We start from the raw sequence: 23,468 nt of genomic DNA on the forward strand, positions 1-23,468 counted from the left end.
TCTCGGGCAGGGCTGGTGAAACCAAGGCAGGGTCTTAGGATCATGTTTTGGACACTGGAACATACTTTGTATGTTTCGGGCAGCGTCCCCTTCGTCTAGTGGCCTAGGACACCGCCCTTTCACGGCGGTAACAGGGGTTCGAGTCCCCTAGGGGACGCCATTTGCGGGAATAGCTCAGTTGGTAGAGCACGACCTTGCCAAGGTCGGGGTCGCGAGTTCGAGTCTCGTTTCCCGCTCCATATACAAACAAAAACGCCGCTCATTGAGCGGCGTTTTTGTGTGTGCGTTTTTTGGTGTGGCCCCGGGAGCTGACGTGTAACTACGCGTCAGCTCATTGTGGGTGAACGCTCAAAGGTGAAGGCTGATCAATCAGTGCTTGCTGTCTTGTAGCGAGAGCGCCATCAGTTGTTTTTCCTGATTCCAGTCGAACGGTTCTTCATTCTGCTCGGCTTCGTAGCGGCGTTCTTCGAGTGCCTGATACAGGTCGATCTCGTCATCGGGCATGAAGTGCAGGCAGTCGCCAGCGAAGAACCACAACAGGTCGCGCGGGACCAGGTGGGCAATTTGCGGGTAGCGCTGAATGACCTGGCAGAGCATTTCCTGGCCCAGGTATTGGCTTTCGATCGGGTCTTGCGGCAATAGCGCGACCAGTTCGTCGAAGCGCTCCATGAACAGCTCATGGCTTTCTTCAGGAACTTGTTCGGCCTCGCCAAGGGCGACCAGGATGCTGCGCAGGTGCGCAAGCAGGGCAAGTTGGTGGTCGAGCGTGGCGTCGGCCATGATGGAGTCCTCTAAAGCAAAAACGGGCGCACGAGTATAAAGCTCTGTGCGCCCGCTGTCTTACCTCTGGTCAACTAGCGAGTCTTGCCCTCGGCCAGCGTGAGTTCCTCTTTAGTGAAATCATCGACATCAATCACTGTGCGCCGCGCTGCCTCTGCTACGCGTAGCGTTTGTGCTTCGGCCGGTAGCAATACGCCGGCGTTCAAGGCGGCATCGATAACGTGCTCACCTGCCGCTGGTTTCAGCTGGCCGCTTTTCAGCGCGTGGTGCAGTTTTTGTTGCAGCGGTTGGCTGGCTTTCAGCAAGTCACTGGCGTATTGCAGGGCGCCGACCGGGTCATCTGCCGACTGCGGGCGATAGCAGCCAGCTAGCAGTTCTTCCAGGGTCGGATCACCCTTGGCGCGACCGATCACTTCGGCGACCTCTGCATCCAGTGCATCCGAGGGGCCGGTGTGCCGGCGACCGAACGGGAACACCACCGCACGCAGCAGGCAACCCATTACCCGACTCGGGAAGTTGCTCAGCAGCTCATCCAGTGCGCGCTCGGACTCGCCAAGGCTTTCCTCCATGGCCCAGCGAAACAGGGGGCGCATGTGCTCGGGTGAGTCGAGGTCGTGGTAACGCTTGAGCGCGGCGGAGGCCAGGTACAGATGGCTCAACACATCGCCGAGGCGCGCGGAGAGCCGTTCCCGACGTTTCAGCTCGCCGCCCAGGAGCATCATGCTCAAGTCGGCCAGCAGGGCAAAAGCCGCGGCCTGGCGATTCAGTGCGCGAAAGTAACCCTGGCTCAGGCTGTCTCCCGGTACGGCCTCGAAACGTCCAAGGCCAAGGTTGAGAATCAAGGTGCTGGCCGCGTTGCCGACCGCGAAACCGATGTGCTTGAGCAGCAGGCCATCGAATTCCTCCAATGCGCGTTCCTGATCCTCGCGGCTGGCGAGGGCCATTTCCTTGAGCACGAACGGATGGCAGCGAATTGCGCCCTGACCGAAGATCATCAGGTTGCGCGAAAGGATGTTGGCACCTTCCACGGTGATGAAAATGGGTGCCCCTTGCCAACTGCGGCCCAGGTAGTTGTTCGGGCCCATGATGATGCCCTTGCCACCGTGCACGTCCATGGCGTGGCTGATGCATTCACGGCCACGTTCGGTGAGGTGATATTTAAGGATCGCCGACAACACCGAGGGTTTTTCCCCCAGGTCCACGGCGTTGGCGGTGAGCATCCGCGCGCTGTCCATCAGCCAGGCGTTGCCGCCGATCCGCGCCAGGGCTTCTTGAATGCCTTCGAAAGCCGAGAGCGGCACATTGAACTGTTCACGCACCTGCGCATATTGCCCGGTGACCAGGCTGGTGAACTTGGCCGCGCCAGTGCCGACCGCCGGCAGGGAGATCGAACGACCCACCGACAGGCAGTTCATCAGCATCATCCAGCCTTTGCCGAGCATGTCCTGACCACCGATCAGGAGGTCGAGGGGGATGAATACATCCTTGCCGCTGTTGGGGCCGTTCATGAACGCGGCGCCCAATGGCAGGTGACGGCGCCCGATTTCCACACCCGGGGTCTCGGTCGGGATCAGCGCGAGGCTGATGCCCAGGTCTTCCTTGTCGCCGAGCAGGTGCTCAGGGTCGAATGCCTTGAACGCCAGGCCCAGCAAGGTGGCGACCGGACCGAGGGTGATGTAGCGCTTCTCCCAGTTCAGGCGCAGGCCGATGACTTCTTCACCCTGCCATTGGCTTTTGCAGATCACCCCGGTGTCCGGCATCGCGCCGGCATCGGAGCCCGCCAAGGGGCCGGTCAGGGCGAAACATGGAATGTCGTCGCCGCGTGCCAGGCGTGGCAAGTAGTGATTGCGTTGTTCGTCCGTGCCGTAATGCAGCAGCAGTTCGGCAGGGCCGAGGGAGTTGGGCACCATGACCGTGGACGCCAGGTCGCCGCTGCGGGTGGCCAGTTTCATCGCCACCTGGGAGTGGGCGTAGGCCGAGAAACCTTTGCCGCCATATTCTTTGGGGATGATCAGGGCAAAAAAGCCGTGCTGCTTGATGTGTTCCCAGGCTTCAGGCGGCAAGTCCATTGACTGGCCGATCTCCCAGTCGCTGACCATCGCGCACAACTCTTCGGTCGGGCCGTCGAGGAACGCCTGTTCTTCTTCTGTGAGCTGGACTTTGGGGTAGGCCAGCAGCGTATTCCAGTCGGGGCGACCGCTGAACAGTTCACCGTCCCACCAGACGGTGCCCGCGTCGATGGCATCGCGCTCGGTCTGCGACATAGGCGGCAAGGTTTTCTTGAACCATGAGAACAACCGCGCAGTGAGGTACTTGCGGCGCAGGTCTGGCAGAGCCAAAGGCACTACGACTGCCAGCCACAACGCCCAGAACACCACCAGCAGCCAGCCCGGCGCGTGGCTGAAGGCGCCGATGGCCAGCAAAAAGACAGCGACCACACCCAGGGCGGGCAGGGGTGCGACGCGTCGGTGGGCCAGATAAGCAACCCCGACGACCAGAACCAGTGTCCACAACAACAGCATAGGTAATCCTCCGTGACGACAGCGGCAAAAAATCCGCCATCAAGAGCTTAGTCGGCATCAGGTGAAGATGGCGACAACAGCGAGCGCATCGATAGTGACCACCCAGCCGTGGCGGAGTTCGCCGGGCATGAGCGCGGTTTCAGCTCCGACCCCGCGATGCGGGCGATCAATCTCCATAATAGATAGCTGGATTTAGAGGGGCGTGCTCGGATTAAACTGATGCACGATTGGGTCATCACAGGTTTGACAGGGGAAAGGCATGCTGAAAATCTGGGGGCGGAAAAACTCTTCCAACGTGCGCAAGGTGCTGTGGTGCGCAGAAGAGGTTGCGGTGCCGTATGAAACCATTGATGCCGGTGGCGCATTTGGCATTGTCGATCAACCCGAATACCGGGCGATGAACCCCAATGGCCGGATTCCGGTCATTGAGGATGACGGCTTCGTACTCTGGGAGTCCAACGCCATCGTGCGCTACCTCGCCGCTCGTTATGCGCCGGGCTCGGCCATGTACCCTGACAGCCTGACCGCGCGGGCGTCGGCGGACAAGTGGATGGACTGGACCACCTCAACATTTGCCGAACCCTTCAAGACCGTGTTCTGGGGCGTGTTGCGCACCCCGGCCGATCAGCAGGACTGGGTGCAGATCAACGGTGCAATCAAAACGTGCCAGGCGTTGTTGATCGTGGTCGACGACGCATTGGCCAAACAGCCGTACCTGTCCGGAGAGGCGTTGGGGATGGGCGACATTCCCTTGGGCAGCTTTATATATGCCTGGTTCGAGATGCCGATTGAACGCCCGGCGATGCACCATCTTCAAGCGTGGTATGAGCGCTTGAAAGCGCGGCCGGCCTATCAGAAAGCAGTGATGACCGCGTTGAGTTAATACTGACTATCAACACATGTCGCTGTACTTGCGCGGCGTTGCCAAGCACCATTGTCCGGTTGGCCGCAGTTGTTATTGATTGCGCTCGACCTTATTTATTCTTCCTTCCCCCTTCTTGGTGCGTATTTCAGATATGAGTTCCGCTCTGTCCATCCGGCAGCTAACCAAAACCTACGGCAACGGTTTCCAGGCCCTGAGTGGTATCGATCTGGATGTCGCTGAAGGTGATTTCTTCGCATTGCTCGGCCCTAACGGCGCCGGCAAATCCACCACCATCGGCATCATCTCGACCTTGGTCAACAAAACCAGCGGTACAGTGAATATCTTTGGTCATGACCTGGACCGCGAGCCCGCAGCGCTCAAACGGTGCATCGGCGTGGTGCCGCAGGAATTCAATTTCAACCAGTTCGAAAAGACGTTCGACATCGTGGTGACCCAAGCCGGGTACTACGGTATCCCGCCCAAAATCGCCAAAGAGCGGGCCGAGCAATACCTGACTCAACTGGGTTTGTGGGACAAGCGTGACGTGCCATCGCGTGCGTTGTCCGGCGGGATGAAGCGCCGTCTGATGATCGCTCGGGCGTTGATTCACGAGCCGCGGCTGTTGATTCTTGATGAGCCGACGGCAGGCGTGGACATTGAGCTGCGTCGCTCGATGTGGACGTTCCTCACCGAGCTGAACGAGAAAGGCATCACCATCATCCTCACCACGCACTATCTGGAAGAGGCTGAGCACCTGTGCCGTAATATCGGGATCATCGATCACGGCGTCATCGTCCAGAACATGGGCATGAAGCAGCTGTTGAACACGCTGCACGTCGAGACGTTTTTGCTTGATCTGAGGGATTCGTATCAGGTGGCGCCGACCTTGATCGGTTACCCGGCGAAGCTGGTCGACAGCCATACCCTGGAAGTGCAAGTGGACAAGACTGTTGGCATTACCGCGCTGTTCGGTCAGTTGGCCGCGCAGAAAGTCGAAGTCCTGAGCCTGCGCAATAAAACCAATCGCCTTGAGGAACTGTTCGTGTCTCTGGTGGAAAAAAACCTGGCGAAGGTGGCGGTATGAGTTCCAATCCTGGCTCCGAGCTGCGTCCCAACCTGATTGCCCTGCAAACCATCGTCTATCGCGAGATCCGTCGTTTCACCCGGATCTGGCCGCAAACGTTGCTGCCGCCAGCGATCACCATGGTGTTGTACTTCGTGATCTTCGGCAACCTGATCGGCCGGCAGATTGGCGACATGGGTGGCTTCACCTACATGCAGTACATCGTGCCGGGCCTGATCATGATGTCGGTGATCACCAACTCCTACGGCAACGTTGTGTCGAGCTTCTTCGGTGCCAAGTTTCAGCGTTCGATCGAAGAGTTGATGGTCTCGCCCGTCTCGCCGCACACCATTCTGATCGGCTACACCCTGGGGGGCGTACTGCGCGGTTTGATGGTGGGCCTGATCGTGACCCTGTTGTCGATGTTCTTCACCGACCTGCAGGTCCATCATTTGGGGATCACGATAGTGGTGGTCGTGCTGACCGCGACGATCTTCTCGCTGCTGGGCTTTATCAACGCCGTCTTTGCGCGCAACTTCGACGATATTTCGATTATCCCGACCTTCGTCCTGACGCCATTGACCTACCTGGGCGGGGTGTTCTACTCGATCAACCTGCTGCCGCCGTTCTGGCAGACCGTGTCCATGGCCAACCCGGTGTTGCACATGGTCAACGCCTTCCGTTACGGCATCCTGGGCGTGTCGGACATCCGCATCAGCATCGCCCTCACGTTCATGGTGGTGGCGACCGTTGTTTTGTACCTGGGCTGTGCGCGTCTGTTGATCAGTGGGCGAGGGATGCGTCAGTAGTCTTTTGCTTCATCCTGTGCAGGCGGTGTACTCAATCTCCGTGGGAGCTAATTTATTCGCTCCCACGGATTGCGTCAGCCGTAACACCCTCACTTCCTCCTCTCCCTCCGCAAACGCCACTGCCTGCCAACCCACCAGCGCCAATACAGCTGGGTCAGGCCGTATGCCAGTGTCCCAAAAACGATGCCAGTCACCACCGAGCCCAGCAAGAAGGGCTGCCACAAGGTTGATAGCTGCCCGCTGATCCACTCCCAGGACAGTTCAGGCGGCAGGTGGCGTGGTGGCAATTGCATCAGCCAGGCACCGATCTGGTACGTGCAATAAAACACCGGAGGTATCGTGACTGGATTGGTCAGCCAGACCAGGCTGACGCCAATCGGCATATTGCCGCGCACCGCGATGGCCAGCATGGCCGCCAACAACATCTGCAAGGGAATGGGCATGAATGCCGCGAACAGCCCGATGCCCATCGCACGCGAGACAGAGTGGCGATTGAGGTGCCAGAGGTTCGGGTCATGCAGAAGACGACCGAAAAAGCGTAAGGATTTGTGTTCCCTGATGCGGGTCGGGTCAGGCATGTAGCGTTTGAATAGACGACGCGGCATAGGGGTTCTCGTCCCGGGTGTGTGGGTCAGTATGCCTAGATTCTGCCTGCATCAAATTCAGACTTTGTGACAATTAATAAAAGCGGGGTCCGGCAGGGTGCGCTAATCCAAGGGAGGGACTTCTCAAGGACAGACTTATGCGCACAGGGATGGTGGCGCTCGCGCTGGGTCTTTTGGCTATTCGCTTCATGCCGGCATTGCCGCCGTTTTGGCTGTTGCTGTTGATGCCTGTCGTGGCGCTGATGTTGTTGCCGTTTCGCAGTTATCCACTGGCATTTTTTCTGTTCGGCTTCAGTTGGGCGTGTGTGTCGGCGCAATGGGCACTGGATGATCGCCTGCTGCCCCGGCTCGACGGCCAGACGCTATGGGTGCAAGGCAAGGTGGTCGGCCTGCCGCAGTCGAGCGACGGCGTGGTGCGCTTTCAGCTCGACGGTGCGCAATCACGTCGTGTCCGGTTGCCTGAGCGTATGCGTCTGGCGTGGTACGGCGGCTCCAATGTGCGCAGTGGCGAGCACTGGCGGCTGGCGGTCAAGCTCAAACGTCCGGCGGGCCTGGTCAATCCTGACTCATTCGATTACGAAGCCTGGTTGTTGGCGCAGCGCATTGGCGCGACCGGCACCGTGGTGGATGGGCAATTGCTCGCGCCCGCACGTTCAGCCTGGCGCGATGCGGTGCGTCAGCGGTTGCTGGCAGTCGATGCACAAGGGCGTCAAGGTGGGTTGGCGGCATTGGTGCTGGGCGACGATTCAGGGCTGACGCCGGCTGATTGGCAAGTGCTGCAGGACACCGGCACCGTGCACCTGCTGGTGATCTCGGGCCAGCATATCGGGTTACTCGCCGGGTCGATTTACGCGCTGGTCGCCGGGCTGGCGCGTTGGGGGCTGTGGCCGCGCCGTTTGCCGTGGCTGCCCTGTGCGTGCGGTCTGGCGTTTGCCGCCGCGCTTGGTTACGGCTTCTTGGCTGGTTTTGAAGTGCCGGTCCGCCGAGCCTGCACGATGATCGGCATGGTCCTGCTCTGGCGCCTGCGCTTTCGCCACCTGGGCGTGTGGTGGCCCTTGTTGTTATCCCTGAACGCGGTACTGGTGGTCGAACCGCTGGTCAGCTTGCAACCGGGTTTTTGGTTGTCCTTTACCGCCGTCGCGATTCTGATTCTGGTGTTCAGTGGCCGACTGGGCGCCTGGAGCTGGCTGCAAAGCTGGACCCGTGCGCAATGGTTGATCGCTATCGGGTTGCTCCCGGTCTTGCTCGCATTGAACCTGCCGGTCAGTCTCAGCGGGCCATTGGCCAATTTGCTCGCGGTGCCGTGGATCAGCGTCGTCGTGCTGCCGCTGGCGCTGCTCGGCACCGTGTTATTGCAGGTGCCCGGTATTGGCGAGGGTTTGCTGTGGCTGGCCGGTGGTCTGCTGGGGTGGCTGTTCCAGGGGTTGGCATGGGTCGCTGGATGGGTGCCGGCCTGGATCGGCAGCGCCGTGCCGTGGTGGGCGTGGTGGCTGAGCGTGCTTGGCGGCGTCTTGTTGCTGCTGCCCAAGGGCGTGCCGTTGCGTCTGTTGGGCTGGCCGCTGTTGCTGCTGTGCGTGTTCCCGCCAGTGAAGAGCGTGCCCCACGGTCAGGTCGAGGTGATGCAACTGGATGTGGGGCAGGGCTTGGCGATTGTGTTGCGGACGCGCCAGCACACGCTGTTGTATGACGCTGGCCCGCGCTTCGGTGATTTCGATATTGGTCAGCGCGTGGTGCTGCCGTCGATACGCAAGACCGGCGTACGCCAGCTCGACTTGATGTTGATCAGTCATGCGCATGCCGACCATGCGGGTGGGGCGCAGGCCGTCTATAAAAGCTTGCCCGTTGCCCGCGTATTAGCGGGCGAGGCGGCCAGTTTGCCGCCGCTCTTGCAGGCTCAGCCCTGTCGGAACGGTGAGCAATGGCAGTGGGATGGCGTGCATTTCTCGACCTGGCGCTGGGAACACGCGACAGAGAGTAACGAGGCTTCCTGCGTACTGCGGGTCGAGGCCAATGGTGAGCGCCTGTTGTTGACTGGCGATATTGAAGCCGGGGCCGAACGTGCCGTGCTCAACAGCGGGTTCGATGTGCGTGCCCACTGGTTGCAGGCGCCACATCATGGCAGCCGTAGTTCCTCATCCATGGCGTTTCTCAAGGCGGTGGCCCCTGAAGGGGTATTGATCTCCCGTGGGCGCAACAATGCTTTCGGGCATCCGCACCCGCAGGTGATGGCGCGCTACGCAGCCCTGGCCGTGCAGCCTTATGACAGCGCCGAACTGGGCGCGATTCGTCTGCAACTGGGGGTGTTCGGTGAAGCGCAGGGGGAGCGGGCCCGACGGCGCTTCTGGCGTGATTGATCAGGGCGGTTATTCATCGCGGGGTTCGGCGAGCGGGCGGCCCTATGGTAGAGTGGCGCCACTTTTTTCAAGGGGTCGTCACTGTGTGGGAACTGGTCAAATCAGGCGGTTGGATGATGCTGCCAATCATTCTGAGTTCCATCGCTGCTGTCGCGATCGTCATCGAGCGGCTCTGGACGTTGCGTGCCAGCCGCATCACCCCGCCACATTTGCTCGGTCAGGTGTGGCGCTGGATCAAAGACAAGCAGCTCACCAGCGACAAGCTCAGGGAACTGCGCGCTGATTCACCGCTGGGCGAGATTCTGGCGGCCGGTCTGGCGAACTCCAGGCATGGTCGCGAGATCATGAAAGAGTGCATCGAAGAGGCTGCGGCGCGGGTCATTCATGAACTCGAACGCTACCTGAGCGCCCTGGGCACCATTGCGGCCATGGCGCCGTTGCTCGGCTTGTTGGGGACGGTGCTGGGCATGATCGATATCTTCGGTTCGTTCGTGAACTCGGGTATGACCACCAATGCGGCGATATTGGCCGGCGGTATTTCCAAAGCCCTGATCTGTACCGCTTCCGGCCTGATGGTCGGTATTCCTGCCATCTTCTTCCATCGGTTCCTGCAAAGTCGGGTCGATGAACTGGTGGTGGGCATGGAGCAGGAAGCGATCAAGCTGGTCGAAGTGGTGCAGGGCGACCGTGACGTCGATCTGACCGAGGGTAAAGCGTGAAATTCCGCCGCCGTAAACCGCGGGAGATCATCGACATCAACCTCGTGTCGTTGATCGACGTGGTGTTTATCCTGCTGCTGTTCTTCGTTGTTACCACCACGTTTACCCGTGAGACCCAGTTACGCGTTGAATTGCCGCAAGCGGTCACCGGCAGCCCGGAAACCGATTCGGAACTCAAACACCTGGACATCGCGATCAGTGCCGATGGCGTCTATTCGCTGAACAATCGGTTGCTGCCCAAGAATGATCTGCCAACACTGATCGACGCGCTGCAGAAGGAGTCGGCAGGTGACACGACACTGCCGCTCTCGATCAGCGCCGACGGCAAAACCCCTCACCAGGCAGTTATCACAGCGATGGATGCGGCTGGCAAGCTGGGTTTCAGCCACCTGCGCATGACCACCGTCGAGGCGCCAACGGCTAACTGATGGCGCTGACCGACCGCTTACTCAATGCCTGGTACACCGGCCATCCTGCGCTTGGCCTGTTACGCCCGCTGGAATGGGTGTACCGGCGAGTGGTGCAGAACAAACGGGCGCGCTTCCTGGCCGGTGAAGGCGACATCTATAAGGCGTCGGTCCCGGTGCTGGTGGTGGGTAACGTCACGGTGGGCGGTACCGGCAAGACGCCGATGATCCTGTGGTTGATCGAGCACTGTCGCCGCCAGGGTCTGCGGGTCGGTGTGGTCAGCCGGGGGTATGGCGCCACACCGCCGAGTTTCCCGTGGCGGGTCCGTGTCGGGCAGAGTGCCAGCGAGGCCGGTGACGAACCGCTGTTGATCGTGCAGCGCAGCGGTGTAGCCCTGATGATTGACCCGGACCGCAGTCGCGCCGTGCGTGCCTTGCTCGATGCCGAGCCGCTGGACCTGATCCTGAGCGACGACGGCCTGCAACATTATCGTCTGGCCCGGGATCTGGAACTGGTATTGATCGATGCTGTTCGCGGCCTGGGTAATCGCCGCTGCCTGCCCGCTGGGCCCTTGCGCGAACCGATGGAGCGCCTGAGCAGCGTCGATGCGGTGCTTTATAACGGCGCCACCAGCGACCGCGAAGACGGCTTCGCCTTTGCTCTCAAGCCCACCGCCCTGGTCAACCTGCGCAGCGGCGAGCGTCTGCCGCTGGATCACTTTCCGGTCGGACAAGCGCTGCATGCGGTGGCCGGTATTGGCAATCCACAACGTTTCTTCAACACCCTCGAAGGTCTACACTGGCAGCCTGTTCCCCACGCGTTCGCCGACCATGCAGTTTATAGCGCGCAGGCGTTGACGTTCACACCGTCGTTGCCGCTGATCATGACCGAGAAGGACGCCGTGAAGTGCCGGACCTTCGCCGCTGATGATTGGTGGTATCTGGCTGTGGATGCGGAGCCTTCGGCCGCCTTCGTCAGTTGGTTCGATTCGCAGTTGTTACGCCTGTTGCCCTTTTCGTCACTGTCTCCGCTTTCTCCATAAATAACAGCAGCACCACAGGATTTCTTATGGACACCAAATTGCTCGACATCCTCGCTTGCCCTATCTGCAAAGGGCCGCTCAAGCTCAGCGCCGACAAAACCGAGCTGATCAGCAAAGGCGCTGGCCTGGCCTATCCGATTCGTGATGGCATTCCGGTGATGCTGGAAAGCGAAGCGCGCACCCTGTCCACCGAAGAGCGTCTGGATAAATGACTGCAGTGTTCACTGTTGTCATTCCGGCACGTTTCGGCTCCAGCCGTTTCCCCGGTAAGCCCCTGAAAATGATCGCTGGCAAGCCGATGATCCAGCACGTCTGGGAACAGGCGTGTAAAAGCAGCGCTGAGCGCGTGGTAGTGGCCACTGATGATGCGCGCATCGTCGAGGCTTGCCGTGGTTTTGGCGCCGAAGTGCTGCTGACCCGTGACGATCACAACTCCGGCACCGACCGCCTGGCCGAAGTCGCCGCTCAACTGGGCCTGGCGCCCGACGCCATCGTGGTCAACGTGCAGGGCGATGAGCCGATGATCCCGCCTGCGGTGATTGATCAAGTGGCGGACAACCTCGCTGCGCATCCGGAAGCGCGGATGTCGACCCTGGCCGAACCGATCGATGATGTCGCCAGCCTGTTTAATCCGAACGCGGTCAAGGTCGTGGCTGATCTCAATGGCCTGGCCTTGACGTTCAGCCGCGCGCCATTGCCTTGGGCGCGTGATGCCCTGGCCAAGGATCGCGATCAGTTGCCGGCCGGCGTGCCCTATCGCCGACATATCGGGATCTACGCCTACCGTGCGGGTTTCCTTCACGACTTCGTCAGTTGGGGCCCGTGCTGGCTGGAAGACACCGAGAGCCTGGAGCAACTGCGTGCCCTGTGGCATGGCGTACGGATTCACGTCGCCGATGCAGTGGAAGCGCCGCCGGCCGGTGTCGACACCGCTGAAGACCTTGAGCGCGTGCGCCGCTTGCTGGAGGTTTGATGACTTTGCAGGTGCAGTCCGCCGTTTCCCTCAAGCCTTTCAACACCTTTGGCGTTGACGTGCAGGCCAAAGCGTTCGCCGAGGCCCGCAGCGACGATGACGTGCGTCAGGCATTGGCGTTTTCGGCTGAACACGGACTGCCATTGCTGGTCATTGGCGGTGGCAGCAATCTGTTGCTGACGGCCGATATTCATGCACTGGTGCTGCGCATGGCCAGTCGCGGCGTTCGTCTACTTGCCGACGATGGCGAGCAGGTCATCGTGGAAGCCGAGGCGGGTGAGTCTTGGCATCCCTTTGTGCTGTGGAGCATTGAGCAGGGCCTGTCCGGCCTGGAAAACCTCAGCCTGATTCCCGGCACCGTGGGCGCTGCGCCGATGCAGAACATCGGTGCCTATGGTGTCGAGATCAAGGATGTATTCCACAGCCTGACGGCGCTGGACCGCCAGACAGGCCAGTTGCTTGAGTTTTCCCTCGGTGACTGCGCCTTTGCTTACCGCGACAGCGTGTTCAAGCGCGAAACAGGGCGCTGGGTGATTCTGCGCGTGCGCTTTGTGCTGAGTCGCGCGGCGCACCTGCATCTGGAATACGGCCCGGTGCGTCAGCGTCTGGATGAACAGGGCATCGGTCAACCGACGCCCAAGGATGTCAGTCTGGCGATCTGTGCGATCCGCAGCGAAAAACTGCCGGACCCGGCCGTATTGGGCAATGCCGGCAGTTTTTTCAAGAATCCGTTGGTACCTGCGGCACTGGCTGCTGAACTGAAGCGCCACTACCCGGGTCTGATTGCTTATCCACAGGCCGATGGTCAAGTGAAGCTGGCGGCGGGCTGGCTGATTGAACACGCGGGGTGGAAAGGGTATCGCGACGCGGGCAACGGGGCGGGGGTACATCGCCTGCAGTCACTGGTGTTGGTCAATTATGGCAACGCCACCGGGTTGCAACTGCTGAACCTGGCGCAACGTATTCAAAACGACATCGCCCAGCGCTATAACGTGCAATTGGAAATGGAGCCGAACCTTTACTAAGGTTCGGTTGCGTTTAGGGCTATTCTCTACCCTCGCTTTGTTCCTGTTTCGTTAGAACCATCAGAATCTCTGAGGCGGACTCGTTCGCTTAAACGCTTTTTAGTTAGCTTGCTATCGATATGTGTAAAGCGAGCGACTCGTTGATGCATCCGAACCGAGGACCGTGCGACACGGTCCTGTATTAGCCTGAGCCGATCTGCCTCAGCCAAAGAGCTGAATCCAGAGAAAGATCGCTCGTCTCGAACCCCTGATAAATAGGCGGCGTGCTCCATGATTACCCTGAATCTCAATGGCAAAGATCACCAATTGGATGCGACTGACGATATGCCGCTGCTGTGGGCTATCCGGGACATCGCGGGTTACACCGGGACCAAATTCGGCTGTGGCATGGGCGTGTGTGGTGCCTGCACCATCCACATCAACGGTGAGCCCGCGCGCTCATGTGTCACCCCGATCGGCAGCGTGGTCGGTCAACCGGTCACCACCATTGATAACCTGCACAGCGATCCGGTCGGTCAAGTGGTGCAGCAAGCCTGGCTCGACAACGGCGTGGCCCAATGCGGCTTCTGTCAGGGTGGGCAAATCATGTCTGCGACCGCCTTGCTCAAGAGCAATCCGGCACCTAGCGATGCTCAGATTGAAGACTATATGGCTGGCAACATCTGCCGTTGCGGTACCTATAACCGGATCAAAACCGCGATCCATCAGGCCGCGACTCACCTGAAGGAGGCCAAGGCATGAGCCAGTCCTTGAACGATTTCGCCCTGAATAATTTGAGCCGTCGCGGCTTCCTTAAAGGCGTCGGCGCAACCAGCGCGCTGGTACTGGCTGCCAGTTGGGGTTGGCAGGATGCCTTTGCCGATGAGAAGAAGTTCGGCGCCGACGGCATGCCGCACGGTTCGGTCGACGACCCCAAGGTCTACGTCAGCATCGATGCAGACGGCACCGTAACTGTGACGTGCAACCGTTCCGAAATGGGCCAGGGCATTCGCAGCAGCCTGAGCATGGTGGTCGCGGACGAACTGGAAGCCGATTGGGCGCGGGTCAAGGTCAAGCAGGCACCCGGTGACGAGGTACGCTTCGGCAACCAGGACACCGACGGTTCGCGCAGCATGCGCCACTGGTATGAGCCGATGCGCCGCTGCGGTGCTGCTGCACGGACCATGCTCGAACAAGCCGCTGCCGATCAGTGGAAAGTGCCGTTGGCCGAATGCCACGCGCAGCTGCATAAAGTTATCCACAAGCCCACGGGCCGTGAGTTGGGTTATGGCGAGCTGGCCACTGCTGCCGGTGCGTTGGCCGTGCCTGCCCGTGACAGCCTGCGCCTCAAGCAGCCTTCCGAGTTCCGTTACATCGGCAAGGAAGCAACGCGCGCCCTCGATGGTGATGACATCGTCAATGGCCGGGCGATTTATGGCGCTGACGTGCATTTCGACGGCATGCTCTACGCCACCATTGCGCGGCCACGGGTGTATGGCGGCAAGGTTAAATCCGTTGATTCCAGCGCTGCCCTGAAAGTACCCGGCGTGATCAAAGTCATGGAAATCGAGAGCAGCCCGCTGCCTTCCGAGTTCCAGCCGCTGGGCGGTGTGGCGGTGATCGCCAGCAACACCTGGGCCGCGATCAAAGGCCGTGATGCGCTGAAAATAGAGTGGGACGATGGCGTCAACGCCAGTTATGACTCGGTCGCTTACCGTAAGGAGATTGAAGCCGCCGCGCAGAAGCCAGGCAAAGTGGTCCGCAGCACTGGTGATATCGACGCCGCCCTGAGCAAGGCTCACAGCACGCTCGACGCTTCGTATTACTTGCCGCATCTGGCGCAATCGCCGATGGAGCCGATGGTTGCCATCGCCCGTTTTCAGGATGGCGTCTGCGAAGCCTGGGCGCCGAGCCAGGCGCCGCAAGTGACCCGCACGCGGATCGCGGACCGTTTGGGCATCCACTTCGACAAGGTCACGGTCAATGTCACCTTGCTGGGCGGCGGTTTCGGGCGCAAATCCAAACCGGACTTCGTGATCGAAGCGGCGATCCTTGCTAAAGCCATGCCCGGTAAAGCGGTGCGGGTCCAATGGACGCGTGAAGACGATGTTCATAACTCTTACTTCCACACGGTATCGGCGGAATACCTCAAGGCCAGCCTCAATGAGGACGGCATGCCGTCTGGCTGGTTGCACCGCACCGTAGCGCCGAGTATCACCGCGCTGTTCGCGCCGGGGGTCAAGAACGAGGGGGCGTTCGAACTGGGCATGGGCTTCACCAACATGCCGTACGCAATCCCCAATGTCCGCCTGGAAAACCCCGAAGCCGTTGCGCATACCCGTGTGGGCTGGTACCGCTCGGTATCGAACATTCCCCACGGGTTTGCGGTACAGAGCTTTATCGATGAACTGGCGGCCAAAGCGAATCAGGATCCGCTGAAATATCAGCTCAAACTCCTGGGTCCGGATCGGCAGATTGATCCACGCACCCTCAGCGAAGAGTGGAATTACGGTGAATCGCCGGAGCGTTACCCGATTGATACCGCGCGCTTGCGTGCAGTGATCGAGCGGGCCACCAAGGAAGCCGATTGGGGGCGTAAATTGCCCAAGGGTCGTGGTCTGGGCCTGGCAGCGCATTACAGCTTCGTCACCTATGTGGCGGCGGTGATTGAAGTCGAGGTCAAGGATGACGGGACCTTGATTGTGCATAAAGCCGACATCGCCGTGGATTGCGGGCCGCAGATCAACCCGGAGCGGATTCGTTCGCAGTTCGAAGGCGCTTGCGTGATGGGCCTGGGCAACGCGGTGCTGGGCGAGATCAGCTTCAAGGACGGCAAGGTTCAACAGGACAACTTCCATATGTACGAAGTTGCGCGCATGTCGCTGGCGCCCAAGCACGTCGCCGTGCACCTGGTGACCCCTGCCGGTGACGTGCCGTTGGGCGGTGTTGGCGAGCCAGGTGTGCCGCCGATTGCGCCGGCCTTGTGCAACGCGATCTTCGCCGCCACGGGCCAACGGATCCGCAGCCTGCCGGTTCGCTATCAGCTCAACGGCTGGCAGGCGAAACAGGCCAAGGTCTGATGGACAGCGTTGACCTGAATGTCCTGCGCAGCGTGCTCGAATGGCGCCGCGCGGGACACCGCGTGCTGTTGTACAGCGTGGTGCAGACCTGGGGCAGCGCGCCTCGGCCGCCCGGCGCGATGCTGGCCTTGCGCGACGACGGCATGGTCATCGGCTCCGTATCCGGTGGCTGCATCGAGGACGACCTGATTGCGCGCTTGCAGGAAGGGCGTGTGCACGCCAGCGATGGCGTGCAACTGGTGACCTATGGCGTGACCCGTGATGAGGCCGCCCGATTTGGTCTGCCGTGCGGTGGCACGCTGCGTTTGACCGAAGAGTGGGTCGGCGATGTGCAGTGGGTTGTCGAGGTGTTGCAGCGCTGCGAGGATCATCAGATCGTCGCTCGTGAGCTGAATCTGCAGTCTGGCGCTGTCAGCCTGCACCCGGCCAGCCGTGAAGAGGGGGTGACGTTCGATGGGCAGACCCTGCGCACAATCTATGGGCCGCGCTGGCGTTTGATGGTGATTGGCGCGGGGCAATTGTCACGGTATGTCGCCGAGATGGCTCGTCTGCTGGATTTCGACGTGCTGATCTGTGATCCACGCAAGGAATTTGCCTACGGTTGGGAAGATCAGCAGGCGCGCTTCGTGCCTGGCATGCCAGACGATGCGGTGTTGACCATCGAGCCCGATGAACGCACCGCCATCGTTGCCCTGACCCATGACCCGCGTCTGGATGATATGGCCCTGCTCACGGCATTGAGTTCCAACGCGTTCTACGTGGGCGCGCTTGGGTCGAGGGCCACCAGCCAGAAGCGCCGGGAAAACCTTGCTCAACTGGGCATGGATGCTGAAGTTATCGGACGTTTGCATGGGCCTATCGGTCTGCACATTGGCAGCCATACTCCCGCAGAAATCGCGCTGTCGTTGATGGCAGAGATCGTGGCCCTTAAAAACGGCATTCCCTTGAAGCAGAAAAGACCGCTCAGCGCAGAGACTGCACATTGAGCACAACCCTGTGCGCTGTGGTACTTGCCGCAGGGCAGGGCAGTCGCTACCGGGCCGTTGCCGGCGCGGATCAGGATAAGTTGCTGGCGCCGTGTGTCGGGCGCGACGGCGTTGTGCGCCCGGTGCTTGAGCAGGTGTTGCTGGGCCTGCAAGCGGCTGTGGATAAAGGGGCTGTGGATAACTGTGTGCTGCTGACCCGTCCTGAGCGTCTTGAGGTCATTGAGCTGGGACTGCGTTATGGCTGCCAGGTGGAGTTGCTGGCGTCAGGTGGTATGGGCGACAGCATTGCTGCGGCGGTTACCGCTCAGCCCGACCATCGTGGTTGGCTGATTGTGTTGGGGGATATGCCATTTATCTTGGCCGATACCCTGGTTCGGGTGGTGGGGTCACTGGAAGACGGATCCATCAGTGTGCCGGTCAGCGCCGGAAAATACGGTCATCCCGTGGCATTCGGCCGTCAGTTTTGCCTGCCGTTGATGGCATTGGCGGGCGAGCGGGGCGCAAAACGCTTGTTTCAGCTTGGGCGGGTGCGAGAAGTGCCGGTCGACGACCCCGGCGTGCTGTGGGACGTTGATACGCCAGCGGCGTTGGTGTTCACGCCTTGATTCGCTGAAATGTCGGGTTTGGCGCCTTCGTGTCCGATGGATATACCCGTTTCGCAGGCATGAAAAAGCCCCCATCTGCTTGCGCAGGTGGGGGCTTTTTCATCAGCCGGGATTAAGCGAGCGGTTTAGGCTCTTTGCTTTCTTCCAGTGCTTCAGGGTGCAGCTTTACAACTTCTTCAATCGAACGCAGGTTCTCATCGATGACCGGCGCTTGTTCGGTGCTTTCAACGTGCTGGGTCGATTCGACTTCAGCAACGACTGGAGCAGCTTCTACAGCGACAACCTGTGGAGCGTTGGCAGCTGCTTCTTCAGCTTCTTTCAGCAGACGCTCGGCTTCACGCTTGCGACGACGCACTTCGCGAGGATCGTTCGGCGCGCGGCCAGTACTGCTGACTGGAAGAGCCGGGGCTTCTTCAGCGATGGCTTCAACCACTGCTTCAGGTGCTGGTTCGGCTTTGATTTCCGGAGCAGGCGTCACGGGTGCAGGCTGTTCGGCGATGACAGGTTCAGCGACGGCCGGTGCAGCAGGTGCTTCGGTCGGCAGTTCTGGCGACTCAGTTGCCTGAACCTCTTCCTGAACAGGCGCCGCAGGTGCTTTGTGGTACGACGCTGCCTGCTCGACGACCGGTGCGCTGAACAGCTCAGCCTGAGCGGCTGCTGGTTGTTCAACCGGTGCTGCGAGTTCTTCGCGGGGTACTACAGCCTGGACTTCAACGTCCGGAGCGGCTTCTGCTGCAGTGGGTGCAACGTCTACGGCCTGCGCTTCAACCACTGGGGTCTCGACGGCTGGCGCTTCGGTTGTTTCTACAGCGGCAGTGGCGCGTTCAGCCTGACGGTGTGCATCGGCTTCGGCCGGTGCGCTGATCACGCTGCTGGCAACGGCGGCAGTGACTGCCAGACCGGCAGCCAGATCAGAAGTTGTTTCTTCGCTGGTGCTTTCTTCAGCGCCTTCCGAACCTTCCGAACCTTCGATCACATTGCCGTTGGCATCACGTTGACGCTCGCGACGGTTGCTGCGACGACGCTGGCCACGTGAGCGACGACGAGGGCGATCGCCTTCGGCGTCATCCTGGTTGTCATCCTGCAGCAGCTCTTCGCTAGGCAGCACTTCTTCTTCGCTGACGGCTACGGCCTGTTCGGCACGTGGCTGACGCTCTTCACGCGGTGCACGCGGTTGGCGTTCTTCACGCGGGGCGCGCTCAGGACGTTCTTCGCTACGGGCTTCAGCTGGAGCAACAGCATCCAGAGGCTCGCGCAGTTCGCGGACCGGACGCTCTTCGCGTGGCTTGCGATCTTCGCGTGGAGCACGTGGGGCGCGTTCTTCACGAGGCGGGCGAGGTGCGCGCTCTTCGCGAGGGGCTGCAGTTTCTTCGCGCACCTCACGAACTTCACGTGGCGCACGTTCTTCACGAGGGGCACGCTCTTCACGCGGTGCACGTTCTTCACGGGCCTCACGAGGGGCGCGCTCTTCGCGTGGTTTGCGTTCTTCATCGCGGCGGCCAGTACGGCTGCGGCTCTGCTGACGACCATTACGGCGCTCTTCGGTGCGAGCAGGGCGTTCAGCAGCGGCTGGTTTTTCGACCACGACCGGTGCTGCTGGCTCTTCCTTGGAGGCGAACAGGCTGACCAGCGACTTCACCAGGCCTTTGAACAGGCTTGGTTCGTGGGCAACGGGAGCAGGTGTCGGTGCAACGGCAACGGCTTCAACCGGCATCGGCGCGTTGGCACGCGGCGGAGCGGTTTTGACTGCAGCTTCCTGACGAACCAGAGTGCGGGTCGCGGCCGGGGCCGGCGGCACTTCTTCCACTTCAGCGGCAGCCGCAGCGATTTCGTAGCTGGACTGGTTGGTGTGGGCTTCCGGGCTGTCATCGCGCAGACGCTGCACTTCGAAGTGCGGCGTTTCGAGGTGATCGTTCGGCAGGATGACGATGCGAGCGCGAGTACGCAGTTCGATCTTGGTGATCGAGTTGCGTTTTTCGTTGAGCAGGAACGCAGCCACCGGGATTGGCACCTGAGCGCGCACTTCGGCAGTGCGATCTTTCAGGGCTTCTTCTTCGATCAGGCGCAGGATTGCCAGTGACAGCGATTCAACATCACGAATGATGCCGGTGCCGTTGCAACGAGGGCAAACGATGCCGCTGCTTTCGCCCAGCGATGGACGCAGGCGCTGACGGGACATTTCCAGCAAGCCGAAACGCGAGATGCGACCCACCTGGACGCGGGCACGGTCTTGTTCCAGGCTTTCGCGGACTTTCTCTTCCACGGCGCGCTGGTTCTTGGCCGGGGTCATGTCGATGAAGTCGATGACGATCAGGCCGCCGATATCACGCAGACGCAACTGGCGGGCGATTTCTTCAGCCGCTTCCAGGTTGGTTTGCAGTGCGGTTTCTTCGATGTCGCTGCCTTTAGTGGCGCGCGCCGAGTTGATGTCGATGGATACCAGGGCTTCGGTCGGATCGATGACGATGGAGCCACCGGAAGGCAATTCGACGACGCGCTGGAAAGCGGTCTCGATCTGGCTTTCGATCTGGAAACGGTTGAACAGCGGTACGCTGTCTTCGTAGAGCTTGATCTTGCTGGCGTACTGCGGCATCACCTGGCGGATAAAGGTCAGGGCTTCTTCCTGAGCTTCAACGCTGTCGATCAGTACTTCGCCGATGTCCTGGCGCAGGTAATCGCGGATGGCGCGGATGATGACGTTGCTTTCCTGATAGATCAGGAACGGCGCGGAACGATCAAGCGACGCTTCTTTGATAGCGGTCCAGAGTTGCAGCAGGTAGTCGAGGTCCCACTGCATTTCTTCGCTGCTGCGGCCAAGGCCGGCAGTGCGCACGATCAAACCCATGTCGGCCGGAGCGATCAGGCCGTTCAGCGCTTCACGCAATTCATTGCGTTCTTCGCCTTCGATGCGGCGCGAAATGCCGCCGGCACGCGGGTTGTTCGGCATCAGCACCAGGTAACGACCGGCCAGGCTGATGAAGGTGGTCAGGGCTGCGCCCTTGTTGCCACGTTCTTCTTTTTCGACCTGAACGATAACTTCCTGGCCTTCGGTCAGGACGTCCTTGATGTTGACGCGGCCTTCAGGTGCTTTCTTGAAGTATTCGCGGGAGATTTCTTTGAGTGGCAGGAAACCATGGCGCTCAGAGCCAAAATCGACAAAGGCAGCCTCAAGGCTTGGTTCGATGCGAGTAATCCGGCCTTTATAGATGTTGGCCTTCTTCTGCTCGCGCGCACCGGATTCGATGTCCAGGTCGTAGAGGCGTTGGCCATCTACCAGTGCAACACGCAACTCTTCGGGTTGGGTTGCGTTAATCAGCATTCTTTTCATGTAGTACCGTCGGTTTCCGGGCTGCCGGAAACGGCGTTCGGCACACACGACTTCTCACGGTCGGTGTCAGGGCGCGTCAGGAGCGGTTGGCCACTCCAGTGTCTAACGAGTTTCGACCAGAGGGGTCGGAGTCGCGACGACGTTTCCTGCTTGCTGTGGTGACAAAAGACACCCTGTCAGCAAAAGCTTTGTCAGGAGGAGGAATCAACCATCGGCAGCGGACGATATGAAGCGTCTTGAATAAAGCCTAGTGCTACACGGTCCGATGGTTGTGCGTCTCCACCCCGCACGTATCCCTGATAATTCGGGTGCTGCCGCGCGCAGAATCCGCAACGGGTTGGCATTTACCGCGGTCTTCGATAGGGAAGATCGCGCATCATTGCTTGAGGCTTTATTTCCGAAGCATTCGCTCTGAGTGTCTGAAAGCGACTGCACTTTGTGAACTGGCCGTGAATATAGGCTCCGAAGGCGAGTGATAACTCTGCGATCTGGCTTGTTTCAGGCCTCATGTCACCTGCGCTCGTTACGTTTCCAGACCTTCCGTTATCCAGCGAAAGCCCCGTCGGACGGCCTTGCGTCCTTGTAATTGCGATGGTCAGGGCCGGTGGTTATACCGTTTGTCCGCTGTCCAGGCCGCTTTTGGCGACGTTCGCGACTATAACAGTAATCATTAAGTGCTTCAAATCCATAAAAATTGTTATGATTTGCGGCATGACGAATATTGCCCCCCCAACCTCCGGCGTCCAGCTGGTTGAGGTTGCGCCGGAACTTGCCGGTCAACGCATCGATAACTTTCTATTCACCTATCTCAAGGGTGTTCCCAAGACCTTGATTTATCGCATTTTGCGCAAAGGCGAAGTGCGTGTGAACAAAGGTCGGATCAAGCCTGAGTACAAGCTGAAAGGTGGCGACATCATTCGCGTCCCGCCTTTGCGCCTGCCTGAGCGTGATGAACCTGTGCCTGTGGCTCAGGGCCTGTTGCAGCGCCTGGAGGCGGCCATTGTCTACGAAGACAAGGCGCTGATCGTGCTGAACAAGCCTGCCGGCATCGCTGTGCATGGCGGTAGCGGTCTGAATTACGGGGTGATCGAAGCCTTTCGTCAGATGCGTCCGGACGCCAAGGAGCTGGAGTTGGTCCATCGGCTCGATCGGGATACGTCTGGTCTGCTGATGATTGCGAAAAAACGCAGCATGCTCCGTCATCTGCATGAAGCATTGCGCGGTGATGGTGTTGATAAACGTTATATGGCCTTGGTCCGTGGCCACTGGGAAACGGCTCAGAAGCGCGTAAATGCACCGTTGCTCAAGAGTAACCTGCGGTCCGGCGAGCGCATGGTCGAGGTCAACGATGAGGGCAAGGAGGCGCTGACACTCTTCAAGGTGCTGCGTCGCTTTGGTGATTTTGCCACCATGGTCGAGGCTAAACCCGTCACCGGTCGGACGCACCAGATTCGTGTCCACACCCTGCATGCCGGGCATTGCATCGCAGGTGACACCAAATATGGCGATGAAGACTTTAGTCGTGAAATTCGTGATCTGGGCGGCAAGCGTCTGTTCTTGCACGCCTATATGCTGACCGTGCCGCTGCCCGACGGTGGTGAGTTGAAGCTGCAAGCGCCAGTCGATGACATGTGGGCCAAAACCGTGGAGCGTTTGAGTGCGCCCTGATTATAAATTGCTGATTTTCGATTGGGACGGCACGCTGGCCGATTCCATTGGTCGTATCGTCGAAGCCATGCGTACTGCCGCGCATCTTAGTGATCTGGCCGCGCGCGATGATTTTTCGATCAAAGGCATCATTGGTCTGGGTTTGCCTGAAGCGATTCGCACGTTGTACCCCGAAATTTCTCCGAGCCTGATGACGGCCTTTCGTGATCACTACGCGCAAAGCTACATCGCGCTGGAGGCCGAGCCTTCTCCGTTGTTCGCAGGTGTTGTGCAGTCGCTTGAGGCGTTTCGTGTCCAGGGGTATCAGCTTGCGGTGGCTACGGGCAAATCGCGCCGTGGCCTGGATCGGGTGCTGAGCGCGCATGGCTGGGAGGATTACTTCGAGATCACCCGTGCCGCCGATGAGACCGCGAGTAAGCCGGACCCTTTAATGCTGCACGAAATCCTTCGGCACTGCGACGTCGCACCCGAGGAAGCGCTGATGATCGGCGACTCATCGTTTGATTTGTTGATGGCGCGCAACGCAGGCATGGATTCGGTGGCGGTGGGTTACGGTGCGCAATCTCTGGCATCGCTGCGCGAGTACGAGCCGCGTCTGGCTATCGAGAGTTTTCCAGAGTTGCACGCCTGGTTGGGCGCGCGCTGATTTTTTAGGGT

Annotated in this window: 20 protein-coding genes, 2 tRNA genes and 1 pseudogene; 19 read left to right on the plus strand and 4 right to left on the minus strand. The window is 60.1% G+C overall.

The window, feature by feature from the left end:
* Positions 1–84: 84 nt before the first annotated feature.
* Together AC1MEA_RS14185 and AC1MEA_RS14190 are read left to right on the plus strand one after the other, a co-directional pair.
* A tRNA-Glu gene (locus AC1MEA_RS14185) sits at positions 85–160 on the plus strand.
* Positions 161–163: 3 nt separating this feature from the next.
* Positions 164–239: transfer RNA gene (locus AC1MEA_RS14190), tRNA-Gly, on the plus strand.
* Positions 240–369: 130 nt separating this feature from the next.
* On the opposite strand, the gene AC1MEA_RS14195 is transcribed toward AC1MEA_RS14190, so the two are convergent.
* Together AC1MEA_RS14195 and AC1MEA_RS14200 are read right to left on the minus strand one after the other, a co-directional pair.
* Positions 370–780, minus strand: a complete 411-nt coding sequence (locus tag AC1MEA_RS14195; RefSeq protein WP_449633711.1) for a PA2817 family protein — start codon at positions 778–780, stop codon at positions 370–372.
* 74 nt (positions 781–854) lie between these two features.
* Positions 855–3,302: an acyl-CoA dehydrogenase gene (locus AC1MEA_RS14200; protein ID WP_480416525.1), complete on the minus strand. Its 2,448-nt coding sequence runs from the start codon at positions 3,300–3,302 to the stop codon at positions 855–857.
* A 259-nt stretch (positions 3,303–3,561) separates the two neighbouring features.
* Here AC1MEA_RS14200 and AC1MEA_RS14205 point away from each other — a divergent pair, with 259 nt between their 5' ends.
* The 3 genes from AC1MEA_RS14205 to AC1MEA_RS14215 all read left to right on the plus strand — a co-directional run bounded on the left by AC1MEA_RS14205 (position 3,562) and on the right by AC1MEA_RS14215 (position 6,039).
* Positions 3,562–4,185, plus strand: a complete 624-nt coding sequence (locus AC1MEA_RS14205; protein WP_480416526.1) for a glutathione S-transferase family protein — start codon at positions 3,562–3,564, stop codon at positions 4,183–4,185.
* A 133-nt stretch (positions 4,186–4,318) separates the two neighbouring features.
* A complete protein-coding gene (locus AC1MEA_RS14210) occupies positions 4,319–5,251 on the plus strand; it encodes an ABC transporter ATP-binding protein (protein ID WP_219061647.1) in 933 nt (310 codons plus the stop codon).
* Positions 5,248–6,039, plus strand: a complete 792-nt coding sequence (locus tag AC1MEA_RS14215) for an ABC transporter permease (RefSeq protein WP_449633714.1) — start codon at positions 5,248–5,250, stop codon at positions 6,037–6,039. Before AC1MEA_RS14210 ends, AC1MEA_RS14215 begins: the two co-directional genes overlap by 4 nt.
* 89 nt (positions 6,040–6,128) lie before the next feature.
* Here AC1MEA_RS14215 and AC1MEA_RS14220 read toward each other — a convergent pair whose 3' ends face one another.
* The gene (locus AC1MEA_RS14220; RefSeq protein ID WP_480416527.1) at positions 6,129–6,644 is read right to left on the minus strand and encodes a DUF2062 domain-containing protein; all 516 of its coding nucleotides are present in this window, start codon (positions 6,642–6,644) and stop codon (positions 6,129–6,131) included.
* 137 nt (positions 6,645–6,781) lie between these two features.
* Here AC1MEA_RS14220 and AC1MEA_RS14225 point away from each other — a divergent pair, with 137 nt between their 5' ends.
* The 12 genes and pseudogenes from AC1MEA_RS14225 to AC1MEA_RS14280 all read left to right on the plus strand — a co-directional run bounded on the left by AC1MEA_RS14225 (position 6,782) and on the right by AC1MEA_RS14280 (position 17,815).
* Positions 6,782–8,998: a DNA internalization-related competence protein ComEC/Rec2 gene (locus AC1MEA_RS14225; RefSeq protein WP_480416528.1), complete on the plus strand. Its 2,217-nt coding sequence runs from the start codon at positions 6,782–6,784 to the stop codon at positions 8,996–8,998.
* Between the two features lie 83 nt (positions 8,999–9,081).
* Entirely contained in the window at positions 9,082–9,717 is a 636-nt protein-coding gene (locus AC1MEA_RS14230) for a MotA/TolQ/ExbB proton channel family protein (protein ID WP_219061696.1), read from the plus strand.
* Positions 9,714–10,145 (plus strand): ExbD/TolR family protein, encoded by a 432-nt coding sequence (locus AC1MEA_RS14235; protein WP_219061643.1) that lies wholly within the window; start codon positions 9,714–9,716, stop codon positions 10,143–10,145. Before AC1MEA_RS14230 ends, AC1MEA_RS14235 begins: the two co-directional genes overlap by 4 nt.
* Positions 10,145–11,167, plus strand: a complete 1,023-nt coding sequence (gene lpxK / locus AC1MEA_RS14240; protein ID WP_480416529.1) for a tetraacyldisaccharide 4'-kinase — start codon at positions 10,145–10,147, stop codon at positions 11,165–11,167. Before AC1MEA_RS14235 ends, lpxK begins: the two co-directional genes overlap by 1 nt.
* A 26-nt stretch (positions 11,168–11,193) precedes the next feature.
* Positions 11,194–11,379, plus strand: a complete 186-nt coding sequence (locus tag AC1MEA_RS14245; RefSeq protein WP_058437370.1) for a Trm112 family protein — start codon at positions 11,194–11,196, stop codon at positions 11,377–11,379.
* Entirely contained in the window at positions 11,376–12,140 is a 765-nt protein-coding gene (kdsB, locus tag AC1MEA_RS14250; protein WP_480416530.1) for a 3-deoxy-manno-octulosonate cytidylyltransferase, read from the plus strand. Before AC1MEA_RS14245 ends, kdsB begins: the two co-directional genes overlap by 4 nt.
* Positions 12,140–13,165: a UDP-N-acetylmuramate dehydrogenase gene (gene murB, locus AC1MEA_RS14255; RefSeq protein ID WP_480416531.1), complete on the plus strand. Its 1,026-nt coding sequence runs from the start codon at positions 12,140–12,142 to the stop codon at positions 13,163–13,165. The genes kdsB and murB overlap by 1 nt, the downstream gene beginning before the upstream one ends.
* Positions 13,166–13,435: 270 nt before the next feature.
* Positions 13,436–13,906, plus strand: coding sequence for a (2Fe-2S)-binding protein (locus AC1MEA_RS14260; RefSeq protein ID WP_219061639.1), 471 nt, complete (start codon positions 13,436–13,438; stop codon positions 13,904–13,906).
* A 62-nt stretch (positions 13,907–13,968) separates the two neighbouring features.
* Positions 13,969–14,400, plus strand: a pseudogene (locus AC1MEA_RS14265) (molybdopterin cofactor-binding domain-containing protein); the annotation flags it as partial.
* Positions 14,401–14,466: 66 nt separating this feature from the next.
* On the plus strand, positions 14,467–16,224 hold the full coding sequence (locus AC1MEA_RS14270) for a xanthine dehydrogenase family protein molybdopterin-binding subunit (RefSeq protein ID WP_480918146.1): 1,758 nt from the start codon (positions 14,467–14,469) through the stop codon (positions 16,222–16,224).
* Positions 16,224–17,210 carry an XdhC family protein gene (locus AC1MEA_RS14275; protein ID WP_480416532.1) on the plus strand — a complete coding sequence of 329 codons (987 nt, stop codon included), beginning with the start codon at positions 16,224–16,226 and terminating at the stop codon, positions 17,208–17,210. The genes AC1MEA_RS14270 and AC1MEA_RS14275 overlap by 1 nt, the downstream gene beginning before the upstream one ends.
* Positions 17,207–17,815: a nucleotidyltransferase family protein gene (locus AC1MEA_RS14280; protein ID WP_480416533.1), complete on the plus strand. Its 609-nt coding sequence runs from the start codon at positions 17,207–17,209 to the stop codon at positions 17,813–17,815. Before AC1MEA_RS14275 ends, AC1MEA_RS14280 begins: the two co-directional genes overlap by 4 nt.
* A gap of 112 nt (positions 17,816–17,927) precedes the next feature.
* Here AC1MEA_RS14280 and rne read toward each other — a convergent pair whose 3' ends face one another.
* The gene (rne, locus tag AC1MEA_RS14285) at positions 17,928–21,143 is read right to left on the minus strand and encodes a ribonuclease E (RefSeq protein ID WP_480416534.1); all 3,216 of its coding nucleotides are present in this window, start codon (positions 21,141–21,143) and stop codon (positions 17,928–17,930) included.
* A 711-nt stretch (positions 21,144–21,854) separates the two neighbouring features.
* Between rne and rluC the strand changes: the two genes are divergently transcribed.
* Both rluC and AC1MEA_RS14295 read left to right on the plus strand, forming a co-directional pair.
* Entirely contained in the window at positions 21,855–22,811 is a 957-nt protein-coding gene (rluC, locus tag AC1MEA_RS14290) for a 23S rRNA pseudouridine(955/2504/2580) synthase RluC (RefSeq protein ID WP_219061634.1), read from the plus strand.
* Complete coding sequence (locus AC1MEA_RS14295) at positions 22,801–23,457, plus strand: HAD-IA family hydrolase (RefSeq protein ID WP_480416535.1); 657 nt, start codon at positions 22,801–22,803, stop codon at positions 23,455–23,457. The genes rluC and AC1MEA_RS14295 overlap by 11 nt, the downstream gene beginning before the upstream one ends.
* The last annotated feature ends 11 nt before the right edge of the window (positions 23,458–23,468 follow it).

It is taken from the genome of Pseudomonas sp. ASL8 (assembly GCF_056680355.1).